13 protein-coding genes and 2 pseudogenes are annotated in these 11,080 nt (G+C 57.4%); 7 read left to right on the top strand and 8 right to left on the bottom strand.

Annotation, left to right across the window (positions count from 1 at the left end):
• Positions 1–30: 30 nt before the first annotated feature.
• The 4 genes from AYT24_RS02310 to hisH are packed head-to-tail and all read right to left on the bottom strand — an operon-like array spanning position 31 to position 2,848.
• Positions 31–774, bottom strand: a complete 744-nt coding sequence (locus tag AYT24_RS02310) for a pseudouridine synthase (RefSeq protein ID WP_010932166.1) — start codon at positions 772–774, stop codon at positions 31–33.
• On the bottom strand, positions 771–1,400 hold the full coding sequence (scpB, locus tag AYT24_RS02305; protein ID WP_010932165.1) for an SMC-Scp complex subunit ScpB: 630 nt from the start codon (positions 1,398–1,400) through the stop codon (positions 771–773). The genes AYT24_RS02310 and scpB overlap by 4 nt, the downstream gene beginning before the upstream one ends.
• Before the next feature lie 38 nt (positions 1,401–1,438).
• Positions 1,439–2,221, bottom strand: coding sequence for a 1-(5-phosphoribosyl)-5-[(5-phosphoribosylamino)methylideneamino]imidazole-4-carboxamide isomerase (gene hisA, locus AYT24_RS02300; RefSeq protein ID WP_010932164.1), 783 nt, complete (start codon positions 2,219–2,221; stop codon positions 1,439–1,441).
• A 21-nt stretch (positions 2,222–2,242) separates the two neighbouring features.
• Positions 2,243–2,848, bottom strand: coding sequence for an imidazole glycerol phosphate synthase subunit HisH (hisH, locus tag AYT24_RS02295; RefSeq protein WP_010932163.1), 606 nt, complete (start codon positions 2,846–2,848; stop codon positions 2,243–2,245).
• Positions 2,849–3,044: 196 nt separating this feature from the next.
• Between hisH and AYT24_RS02290 the strand changes: the two genes are divergently transcribed.
• The 7 genes and pseudogenes from AYT24_RS02290 to AYT24_RS02265 all read left to right on the top strand — a co-directional run bounded on the left by AYT24_RS02290 (position 3,045) and on the right by AYT24_RS02265 (position 7,871).
• Complete coding sequence (locus tag AYT24_RS02290) at positions 3,045–3,890, top strand: sulfide/dihydroorotate dehydrogenase-like FAD/NAD-binding protein (protein ID WP_010932161.1); 846 nt, start codon at positions 3,045–3,047, stop codon at positions 3,888–3,890.
• 121 nt (positions 3,891–4,011) lie between these two features.
• Entirely contained in the window at positions 4,012–5,463 is a 1,452-nt protein-coding gene (gene gltA, locus AYT24_RS02285) for an NADPH-dependent glutamate synthase (protein WP_164926868.1), read from the top strand.
• A gap of 4 nt (positions 5,464–5,467) precedes the next feature.
• Entirely contained in the window at positions 5,468–5,872 is a 405-nt protein-coding gene (gene nikR, locus AYT24_RS02280) for a nickel-responsive transcriptional regulator NikR (RefSeq protein WP_010932159.1), read from the top strand.
• An 80-nt stretch (positions 5,873–5,952) separates the two neighbouring features.
• Positions 5,953–6,777: a transporter gene (locus AYT24_RS02275; RefSeq protein WP_164926867.1), complete on the top strand. Its 825-nt coding sequence runs from the start codon at positions 5,953–5,955 to the stop codon at positions 6,775–6,777.
• 22 nt (positions 6,778–6,799) lie between these two features.
• Positions 6,800–6,991, top strand: a pseudogene (locus AYT24_RS10710) (energy-coupling factor ABC transporter permease); the annotation flags it as partial.
• 158 nt (positions 6,992–7,149) lie between these two features.
• A complete protein-coding gene (locus AYT24_RS10435; RefSeq protein WP_226986901.1) occupies positions 7,150–7,326 on the top strand; it encodes a hypothetical protein in 177 nt (58 codons plus the stop codon).
• A complete protein-coding gene (locus AYT24_RS02265) occupies positions 7,254–7,871 on the top strand; it encodes an energy-coupling factor ABC transporter ATP-binding protein (protein ID WP_226986880.1) in 618 nt (205 codons plus the stop codon). Before AYT24_RS10435 ends, AYT24_RS02265 begins: the two co-directional genes overlap by 73 nt.
• Before the next feature lie 30 nt (positions 7,872–7,901).
• Here the strand turns inward: AYT24_RS02265 and AYT24_RS02260 are convergent, their stop codons facing one another.
• The 4 genes and pseudogenes from AYT24_RS02260 to AYT24_RS02245 all read right to left on the bottom strand — a co-directional run bounded on the left by AYT24_RS02260 (position 7,902) and on the right by AYT24_RS02245 (position 11,052).
• On the bottom strand, positions 7,902–8,807 hold the full coding sequence (locus AYT24_RS02260; protein ID WP_164926866.1) for an AEC family transporter: 906 nt from the start codon (positions 8,805–8,807) through the stop codon (positions 7,902–7,904).
• A 623-nt stretch (positions 8,808–9,430) separates the two neighbouring features.
• Positions 9,431–10,228: pseudogene (locus tag AYT24_RS10705) on the bottom strand (NYN domain-containing protein); the annotation flags it as partial.
• A gap of 196 nt (positions 10,229–10,424) precedes the next feature.
• Entirely contained in the window at positions 10,425–10,709 is a 285-nt protein-coding gene (locus AYT24_RS02250) for a ferrochelatase (RefSeq protein WP_010932154.1), read from the bottom strand.
• Between the two features lies 1 nt (position 10,710).
• Positions 10,711–11,052, bottom strand: coding sequence for a hypothetical protein (locus tag AYT24_RS02245; protein WP_226986843.1), 342 nt, complete (start codon positions 11,050–11,052; stop codon positions 10,711–10,713).
• Positions 11,053–11,080: the final 28 nt, after the last annotated feature.

The following is an 11,080-nucleotide window of genomic DNA, read 5'->3' as shown; positions in this document are numbered from 1 at the left end:
GTTACGTCGAACGGGACTTGTTAAATATAATCAGTGACCGCCACACAAACGATAGAGTTTTTCCACCTCATTGCGAGAGAGAAAGCGCCACTCGCCGCGCCGGAGTTCTCCGAGGGTCAGGCCCGCGTAGGCCACGCGATCGAGGCGCTTGACCTCGAAGCCGAGCGTGCTGAACATGCGCCGCACCTGGTGGTTCTTGCCCTCGTGAATGCTCACGAGCACGCTCATGCCATCATCGAGGATTTTGGCTCTGCAGGGACTCACCTTCTCGCCGGTGTCCTTGAGCCTCATGCCACCGGTCAGCTTCTGGAGCATCGCAGGCGGAAACTTCGCGTCGAGCGCAGCGAGGTACTCTTTCTGCACCTGTGACGACGGGTGCATCAGGCGGTGGGCCAGTGTGCCGTCGTTAGTCAGCAGCAGCAAACCGGTGCTCTTCCGGTCGAGGCGTCCGACCGGGAATACCCGCTCGGGAACATCGATGAAATCGAGAATCTGCTGGCGATCGCGCTCGTCGTGGTTGGTGGTAATGACGTTCCGGGGCTTGTTGAACAGAATGTAAACCTTTCTGGCCTCGGGTGTTGCCATGAGTCGCCCATCGACGATCACCTCGTCATTGCGAGGATCGACCTTGAACCCCGGTTCGTCGGCGATATGGCCGTTGACGCTCACCTTGCCTTCGAGCACAAGCTGGTCGGCGGCCCTGCGCGATGCCACGCCGCACATGGCGAGATATTTATTGATCCTGACCTTCTCTTCCTGCACCTGTTTCTTCATTCAATCCTCTCCATTCGTGGTTTTTCATCTTCATCGGCGGCCACCGGCAAATCGCCGTCAGCAGCCAGGTATTGCTGCTCCTCGTGCTCCTGCAGAATCTCCTTGATTTCTCGCAACTTGGGCAGGTCTTTCAGACTCGGCAGATGAAACAGGTCGAGAAATACTTCTGTCGTACCGTACTGCAACGGCCTGCCGGGAGAATCGGCCCTGCCACGCACCTCAATGAGCCCGCGCGCAAGCAGACGATCGATGGAGTAGTCGGGACTCGCACCCCTGATCTGCTGGATTTCGCCCTTGGTGACGGGCTGGTGCCAGGCCACCACGGCGAGCACTTCGAGCATGGATCGGGAAAGACGCCGCTGGATCACCGGCGCGAGCAGCTGGCGGACGAGGTCGGCGAATTCCGGTTCGGTGAGAAAACGGTAACCGCCAGCGATGGCGTGAATGCGAAAGGTTCTGCCGGTCGCCTCGTAATCGCGGTTGAGTTCATCGACCGCCTCCTGGAGTTCGCTCGGTGTGAACTTATGGGCGGTAATCTGACTGAGCGTCTGAAGGTTGACCGGCTCTTCCGAGGAGAAGATCAGGGCTTCAAGCGACCGGAGAAGTTGTTGGCGTTGTTCCTGCACGGTGACTGTCGATGGTTGCAAGCGCGATGCGGCCGCCGTCAGGAGCAGCACTCCTTCTTGCGGGCCGTGGAAAATTCGCCGTCGATGCCAAGCCCCTGCTCGTAGGCGTACCACAGCTCCTGGCACGGAAAATTGCACTCGTAAAGCGCCTTGCCGATAATGACCGAATCGACGCCGTACTTTTCGAGCGAGCGGAGCTTGTGCAGGTCATCGGAAGTGGTCGCGCCACCAGACGCGGTCACCTTCATGCCCGCCTTCTCGGCAAAGCGTTTGGTGGTTTCGTAGCCGACCCCCTGCAACATGCCGTCACGGGTGATGTCGGTGTAAATGATGCGCTCGACGCCGAGCTTCTTCATTTCGCCAGCAAGCTCGTAATCCTGCATATTGCTGCTCTCGGTCCACCCCTTGATTTTGGGCACGCCGTGCTCGGCATCGATGCCGACGACGATCTGCGAAGGACGATATTTCTTCAGGAGATCGGCGATGAGGCCGGGATTGGTAACCGCCGCAGAGCCAATAACCACACGGCTGACGCCAATGTCAAGGTACTTTTCAACCGCCTCGACAGAGCGGATGCCACCGCCGACCTGGATCGGAATATCGAGCACATTGACGATCTCGCGAATCCTCTCGAAGTTGACCGTCTCACCAGTCAGGGCTGCGTCGAGATCGACCACATGGATCATCTTGGCGTTCTGCTTCCGCCAGATGACCGCCATGTCGCACGGATTGTCAAGATAGATTTTCTTCTGAGCGAAGTCCCCGCGGGTCAGCCTGACGCACTTTCCTTCTTTAATATCTATAGCCGGTATAATCAGCATAACGTTTATAACCTCAAGGACTTAAAATTCTGCAAAATTTTTCAGCACCTGCAAACCTGCTTCGGAGCTTTTTTCAGGGTGAAACTGTACCGCGAAAATACCATTTTTCTCAATGGCCGAACAAAATTTTTTCCCGGCGAAAAAGGTGGTCGCGGCCACGCTTTCCGGCTCGTCGGGAGCACAATAGTAAGAGTGCACGAAGTAGAAATACGACTGATCTGGAACATTGCGGAAAAGGACCGAGTCCTTGCAATAATCAACAGAGTTCCAGCCAATCTGCGGAATCTTGTCGGTACTGCTGGTAAAACGGAGCACCTTGCCAGGCACGATGTCAAGGCCCTTATACGCTCCCATCTCCTCGCTTTCTGAAAGAAAGAGCTGCATGCCAAGGCAGATACCGAGCACACTGCGGCCTTTGTCGATATGCTCCCGGATCGCCTCGTCGAATCCCTGGCGGTTCAGCGCTTCCATCGCCGGGCCAAACGCGCCGACACCGGGAATAAGCACTTTATCGTAACGGCTCATCTCGGATGCCTTGTCGCTGACGACTGCCTCGATACCGAGATAATCGAAAGCCTTGTGCACCGACCTGAGGTTTCCGGCGCCATAGTCGGCAATAAATACCATGAACTTAAAGATTAAAACGTTGCTGATGGCCTCCGGATGGAGAAAAAAGCGGTTCAAACCTCGAAAAAGGGGCAACACGTCTTTTTTTTAAGAAGTTCTCGCCGTATTATACCCTCTTCTGTGGCTTTCACTTTTGTTCCTTGCTTCCCTGCTGAAAGTCATTCCAATCCACATATCACGAGTAATCGCAAGAACAATGTACAGGATTGTTTCCGCTATTTTTTTAGCCGAAAATATTAAAAAATTCGAAATCGAGGCTCCGATGATCGCAAAAAAGCGAAAAGCCGGCCAGTTCGTCATCATCAGGATCGACCAAAACGGCGAGCGCATTCCTCTGACCATCGCTGATTCGGATCCCGAAAAGGGCACCATCACCATCATCGCGCAGGGTGTGGGCAAATCGACACGTGAGTTGAACTGCAAGGAGGCAGGCGACTCGATCGCCGATGTGGTCGGCCCGCTGGGAACGCCCTCGCACATTGAGAATTTCGGTACGGCAATCAGTATCGGCGGCGGCGTGGGCACCGCTATCGCCTACCCGACGGCGGCAGCACTGAAAGAAGCAGGCAACTACGTCATCACCATCAACGGCGCGCGTTCGAAGGATCTCGTGATCCTCGAAGATGAGATGAAGGCGGTCAGCGATGAAGCCTACATCACCACTGACGATGGCTCGTACGGCTTCCACGGCTTCGTGACGCAGAAGCTCCAGGAGCTGATCGACTCGGGCAAAAAGATCGACTTTGTACTCGCCATCGGCCCGATTCCGATGATGAAGGCTGTGGCTGACGTCACCCGTCCGTACGGCATCAAGACCGTGGTCAGCCTCAATCCCATCATGATTGACGGCACCGGGATGTGCGGCGGCTGCCGCGTCACGGTCGGCGGCGAGATCAAGTTCGGCTGCATCGACGGCCCGGAGTTCGATGCGCACCAGGTCGATTTCAAGAACCTTGCCGACAGGAACAGGATTTACCAGCACGAAGAGAAGGAGGCTAACGATACCTTCGCTCACGAATGCAATCTGACCAGGCAAGCTTGATTCCTGCACAACCTAACATTTTTCATAGAAGCTGTCTACCTTCCGGAGCCGTTTCGAGCGACCTCCGGCGGGCAGGACTGTCACGAAAATCCGTTTCACCGCTAAACCAGCAATCGTAATCATGGACGCTCGTACTATCACCACCAAGGAACGTATGGCCATTCCCCGTCAGAAGATGCCCGCTCAGGATCCAGTGGAGCGCGTCGGTAACTTCAAGGAGGTCAACCTTGGCCTAACCCCGGAACAGGCACAGCAGGAAGCCCTGCGCTGTATCCAGTGCAAGGACCCGGTCTGCATCGCAGGGTGTCCGGTCAACATCAAGATCGACCAGTTCATCAAACTGATCGCCGAGGGTGACTTCATGGGCGCGGTCAGAAAGATCAAGGAGGACAACGTACTGCCGTCAATTTGCGGCCGCGTCTGCCCGCAGGAAGACCAGTGCGAGAAGGTGTGCGTCATCGGCAAGAAGCACGAGCCGGTGGCCATCGGTAACCTCGAACGCTTCGTGGGCGATTACGAACGCACCAGCGGCCAGAAGATCGATCCGAAAATCGCGCCTCCGACCGGCAAAAAGGTTGCCGTTGTCGGCAGTGGTCCGGCCGGCCTGAGCTGCGCCAATGACCTGGCCCAGTACGGCCACAAGGTGGTGGTGTTCGAGGCGCTGCACGAACTCGGCGGTGTTTTGATGTACGGCATTCCGGAATTCCGTCTGCCGAAGGAGATCGTCCGCGAAGAGCTTGACGGCCTGCGCCGCATGGGCATCGAGTTCCGCACCGACGTGGTGGTCGGACGCACGATCACCATCGACGAGCTGATGGAAGAGGAAGGTTTCGACGCGGTTTTCATCGGCGTGGGCGCGGGTCTGCCCTGGTTCATGGGCATTCCGGGCGAGAACCTCGTCGGCGTACTCGCGGCCAACGAGTTCCTCACCAGGGTGAACCTCATGAAGGCCTACGACTTCCTGAAGAGCAGCGACACGCCGGTGTTCGACTGCAAGGGTAAAAACGTCGCGGTCTTCGGCGGCGGCAACACCGCGATGGACGCCGTACGCACGGCCAAACGGCTCGGAGCGGAGCACGCCTACATCGTCTATCGCCGCTCCGAAAAAGAGATGCCCGCCCGCGAGGAGGAGATTCACAACGCCAAGGAGGAGGGCATCGAGTTCCTGCTGCTCACCACACCGCTTGAATTCGTCGGCGATGAAAAGGCGTGGCTCACCGGCGCGAAGTGCCAGAAAATGGAGCTGGGTGAACCCGACGATTCGGGACGCCGCCGCCCGGTACCAGTCGAAGGCTCGGAGTACATCCTGCCCATCGACATGGCGATCATCTCCATCGGCAACGGCCCCAACCCGCTCATCCACCAGACGACACCCGACATCGAGGTCAGCAAACGCGAGACCATCGTCGTTGACGTCAACACCATGCAGACCTCCAAGGAGAACGTTTACGCCGGTGGCGACATCGTCACGGGCGGCGCGACCGTGATTCTCGCGATGGGCGCGGGACGCAAAGCGGCGGCTGCCATCAACGAAAAGCTCGGCGGCACGGCCAAGAACTTCAACGAGTGGTAAGCACGTGAGCGACCTCTACCGTTTCGGCATTTCGCTTGAAAGGAAACTGATCGAGTCTTTCGACCGGCACATCAAGGCCCAGGGCTACCAGAGCCGGTCGGAGGCGCTCCGCGACCTCATCCGCGAGGAGCTGCTCCGCAAAACCACCGCCGAAGGCGGGTTGGTGGCCGGGGCCATCGTGATGACCTATGACCACCACAAGCGCGATCTGGTCAACCGCCTGATCGACATCCAGCACGACTTCCACGACCTCATCATCTCGACCCAGCACGTGCACCTCGACCACGAGAACTGCCTCGAAGTGATCGCCGTCAAGGGCAACGCCCCGGAGATCGAAAAGCTCTCCAGCGCCCTCAAGGTGCTGGTCGGCGTGAAGCATCTCGACCTCTCCCTCTCCTCCGCTGATTGACAAGGCAGCGTTGAAAAGTTCTCTGCAGAACGATTCAACACCGTTACCTGTTGCCCGGCGATAGCACTAATTTTATTTTCATGCTATCACCAACCACAAGCACCTTCGACATGCAGAAAAAAGCCACCCTTCTCGTCTCGGCGCTCATGCTCTCTTCGACGCCGCTCTTCGCCGCCATGCCGCTCGTAACCGACGACACCGGCACCCAGGGCGCAGGCCACGGCCAGATCGAAATCGGCTTTGAATCCACCAGCGACAAGGAAACCGAAGCGGGAGTATCGTGCAAGGAGACCGGCGGTGCTATTTCGGCCACCTTCAGCTACGGCCTGACAGACAACATTGATCTGGTCGTTGGCCTGCCCTGGGAGTGGGACACGGTAAAAGAGAATGGCTTGAAGGTGGCTGATGAAAACGGCATTGGTGACCTCGCCCTGCAAATCAAATGGCGCTTTTACGAACTCCCGGACAGCGGCTTCAACCTCGCCATCAAACCCGGTCTCACCATCCCGACGGGTGATGAAAACAAAGGCTTCGGCACCGGCAAGGTTTCGGGCGACGTCACGCTCATCGCCACGCGCGAAGCCAAACTGGCCACCTTCCACGTCAACCTCGGTTACAGCCGTAACGCCTACAAGCTCGACGAAATCAGTGAATCATCGAGAAAAAACATCTGGCACGCCTCGATGGCCACCGAGCTGAACGTGACCGACAAGCTCCGGGCCGTGGGCGACATCGGCATCGAAACCAATTCCGACAAGGATTCCGATACCGATCCGGCCTGGATTCTCGGCGGCCTGATCTACGCCGTCAACGACAATACCGATCTCGACATCGGCATCAAAGGCGGCCTGAATGACGCCGAAACCGACACCACGCTGCTCGCAGGCGTGACCATGCGATTCTAACCAAATCACGGGAGTACGAATTATGCACATGTCAGATGCTCTGCTTTCGCCAGTTGTTGGCGGTGCGTTCTGGGCGGTCAGCGCAGGAATGATCGGCCTGTCGGCAAGAAAAATCCCCTCGGAATCCGACGGTTCGAAAACCGTGCTCATGGGGGTCATGGGCGCGTTCGTTTTCGCAGCACAGATGATAAACTTCACGATCCCCGGCACAGGCTACATGGCGATGAGCGCGCGCGGCTTCCGCTCAGCTCTCGACTCGCACCCGCCCATCGCACTGATGCCCGGCGATCTGTTCGCCATCGCAGGCGCAGCGGCGCTCTTCGCCCTTGTCCGCCACCTTTTCTGAACAATTTTCCCGCAGGAGATTCCGGTTTGATCGACATCGAACAGCTCGCCTTCACCTACCCCGACGGCACCAAAGCGCTCGACGGCATCGACCTCTACGTCGGCAAGGGCGAATCGCTCGGCATCGCCGGATCGAACGGGCGGGCAAATCGACCCTCGTCAATCACCTCAACGGCTGGCACCTGCCGCAGTCGGGGTCGGTAAGAATCGGGAAGCTGAAGGTGGACAAAAAAGCAATCGAGCAGATCCGGAAAATGGTCGGGCTGGTGTTCCAGAACCCGGACGACCAGCTCTTCATGGCAAGAGTCTATGACGACATGCTGTTCGGCCCGTCGAATCTCGGCATGGAGGAGGCCGCGAGCCACGCCGAAGCCGAGCGTTTGCTGCGGCTGTTTGGCCTCTGGGAGCTGCGCGACAAAGCGCCCGCGCACCTGTCGCAAGGCCAGAAACGCTTCGCCGCACTGGCAGCGGTGCTCGTCATGCAGCCGAAGCTGCTCGTGATGGATGAACCCACCTCCGACCTCGACCCCCGCAACCGCCGGATGCTCATCGGCCTGCTCAACAACCTGGCGACAACGAAACTCACCGTCTCCCACGACCTCGACTTCATCTGGGAAACCTGCGAGCGGGTCTGCATTATGAACAGTGGAAAAATCGTCGCCGACGGCCCGGCAAAAGAAATCCTCTCAAACCGCGAGCTGCTCGAAGCGAACGGCCTCGAACTCCCGCTGAGGTTACAGGGCTCATAAGTCCCCAAACCGGAAACTGCGCTCCTCGCCTCAAACCCCGCGCAGCACTACCGTCCACAAAGCAAGCGTCACAAACGAAACCAGCAGGCCAAAAGACACCATGAGGTTGGCCAGCGGCGGGTCGAGCTGGTGTTCGGCGGCGATGATACCGCCGGTGATCATGGTCGGCATGGCCGCCTCGAAAATGGTGATGCGCGCGGGTAGCCCCTGCATCCCTGCAACCATCACATAGATCACGAACATCACCGCAGGTACCACGGCGAGTTTGAACGCAAGCCCTAGCGCAAGCGTGTTCCGGCTTTTACCGATATGGCCCGGATTGAACTGAAAGCCTACCGAAAAGAGCGCCAGCGGCGCAAGCATGTCGCTCAGCCGTTTGACCAGATTCGCAAACGATGCGGAGTATATCACATCATTGAGCAGCACGGCCGCAATCAGGGCGATAAACGAGGGAAACAGCAGCACCCGCTTGACAATGCTGCGAACATCAGTGCTTCCGTGTGAATAGATACCGGCCACGGTGACGCCGAGAATCGAAACTACCATAAAGCTGCCGAGCTGGTCGATGATGATGCCGTGCACGATCCCTTGCTTTCCGTAAAACGCCTCGATCATCGGAAAACCGAAAAACGAGGTATTGCCCAGCCCACCGCAAAGAATCAGCGAGCCGACCGTCGCTCTTGGAAGCTTCAGAAGCTTGCCTGCGACAACGAAAAACAGCGCCGATACACCGAAGGTAAGCCACGGCATCGAAGCGGGCAGGAACATCGATGGTCTGAAATCGAGGCCATGAAGATAATTCAGCACCATAGCCGGTAATGAAACGTAAATGATGAACATATTCAGGGCAACCGGAGTCTGCTCCGGCATCCGACTGAACCGGCGCATCAGCAACCCCGCAGTAAACGATACTGCAATAAGAATGAGATTGTCCATTGATTCAATGCCGTTTTGCCTACAACCAAAAGGGCGGTTCGCAAACCGCCCTGACAACTAAAAAACCTGTAGAATCGTCTTCATCTCTGCCATTTCAGAAGTCCCATCCGTCCCATTCCGGGAATCACGGAAAGCGACGACTACTCTGCCGGTACAGCGTCACTCTCCCCCTCGCTCTTTTTACGAGTCGTGCGGCGTCGAGCGGGACGCCGGGTTTTCTTCTCCGGCTCCGGAGTTTCCACCGTCGCCTGAACAACTTCAGTTTTCGCCGGCGCAGGTGCCACAACGGCGGAGTCTCCCGTTGACTTTGCGGTTTCGCTCGTCGGCTCTGCGGCAACTTTTGTTTTTCTCGAGGAGGTCGAGCGCGGCTTGGTTATCCTTGACCTCGCCGTTCTCTTCGGCTTGGCTTCGGTCGAAACTGGCAACTCGGCAGCAGACTCCGCCGTCTCAGTCACAGGCATGGGGGTTTCCGGTTCGACAGGCTTCAATGCAGGCACTTCAGGCGCAACCGATTCAGGTCCGGGTGAAGAAAGCTGCACCACTTGCGGCTCGGAAGTGCTCTTCAGTGCAGGTTCTGACGCAGGCTGTTGCGACTCTTCCGCTTGCGGTTCGACCGGCTTTACTGCTACCGGTTCGGGCACAACCGAAACAGGAGCCGTCGCCGGAGCATCGACGGGCAGGGTTTCGTACTTGCGTCCCTTGCGTTTGTCGCGAATGTAGAGTTCGGAGTTGTTGTTCCGGAACTCGATATCAAACATATCAATAGCACGAACCAGATCAGACAGGCGCTTAAAGCCGTAGTTCCTCGGATCGAACGACGCCTGGTTGGCGATGTTCTTGCCGATCTTGGCAAGGTTCGACCAGCCATCCTCCTCCTGCGCGCTGTCAACAGCGTTGAGAAGCAGCGTCCGAAGCTTGCCATCGCTCCTCAGCTCGTGGCTGCTCTTGCGCCGGCAGCTGTCGCTCTTGGTCTGCTCCTTCTCACCGGCAAACGAATCGAGATAAAGAAAGGTGGAACAGGCATTCACGAATGGCAACGGGGTCGATTTCTGGCCAAATCCGTAAACGTTCAACCCTTCCGACAGAATACGCATCACGAGCGGCGTAAAATCGCTGTCACTCGACACAATGCAGAAGGCGTCGAGCTTTTTGCTGAAGAGCAGATCCATGCCGTCGATGGTCATCGCCATGTCGGTCGCGTTCTTGCCTTTGGTGTAATCGAACTGCTGGATCGGACGGATGGCGTAATCATGCAGCTTGTCCTCCCACCCTTTCAGCGAGTGGCTCTTCCAGTTGCCGTAGGCCCTGCGGATGTTGACCACGCCATATTTGGCCATTTCGGCCAGGATGAAATCGATCTTGTCGCTCGGCGAATTGTCGGCATCGATAAGCATCGCAATCGTTTCACGGCTGTGCTCCATAGTGGTGTCCTTGTCGTTGGTCTTGCCCGCTCCTCGTCAGGAAACGGAAAGAAGTAGTTGAAAAACCGGCATCTCCTCATACACTGGAGAAGCGGACAATTGGGTGTGACGCCGACGCGTTTTCCATAGAAACGGATGTCAATGCACGATCAGCGAAATGTTTCACATTATATAATATAAGCCTGTTACGTTCGATTCATACGCTCCGGCCCTTCAAATCACCGGAAAAAGCCAGAATCTGCCGGGATGCGGCGACAACTCTTCCGGCAAGGCATGCGATCAGGTGAGGCGAATCGTTCAGGCAAGGAATCGTTTCGACCCGGACGGATGGGTCAATGGCAGAGAGCACCGATTCACGATGGATCGTCTCGTTGCCGTCGGAAAAATAACCGGCGGCACACAGCGACACATGATGGAACCCCCTGCCAAGCACCAGCCGAGCAGCCTCATCGAAAGAGGGCGTGCTCCACTTGCCGCCCACATCATGGTTTAGAAATGCGCTCGTGACCGTGCCCCACGGCATTCGTGGATCGAACTCGATAAGCGCCGTGAGGCGTCGCCGTCACCCCGAACTCCACGCCGGGAGAGATCGCGTCGAGATGCGTCTGCAGCGCGCACGACTGAAGCCTCGTCAGCGGATTCTGGGGCGAGCCGGCCCGCTTGCCTGCGATCTTTTTTCTGACCGAGGAGCTGAACGATATGAAATACCGCAGCGGCAAGGGGACAGGAATGATCTCCGACGCACGCCTGAGGAGGGTATGCAGGCTCACCTGGTAGTTCTCAAAGAAACCGGTGGTTTCAGCCTCGGCATGGGCTGCCAGCATCACGGACATTCGCTTCGCGCTCACGGAT

The organism is Chlorobaculum tepidum TLS (assembly GCF_000006985.1).
Taxonomy (GTDB): Bacteria; Bacteroidota; Chlorobiia; order Chlorobiales; family Chlorobiaceae; genus Chlorobaculum; species Chlorobaculum tepidum.
Note: the sequence above shows the minus strand (reverse complement) of the source record. Positions and strands in the feature narration are given on the sequence as shown.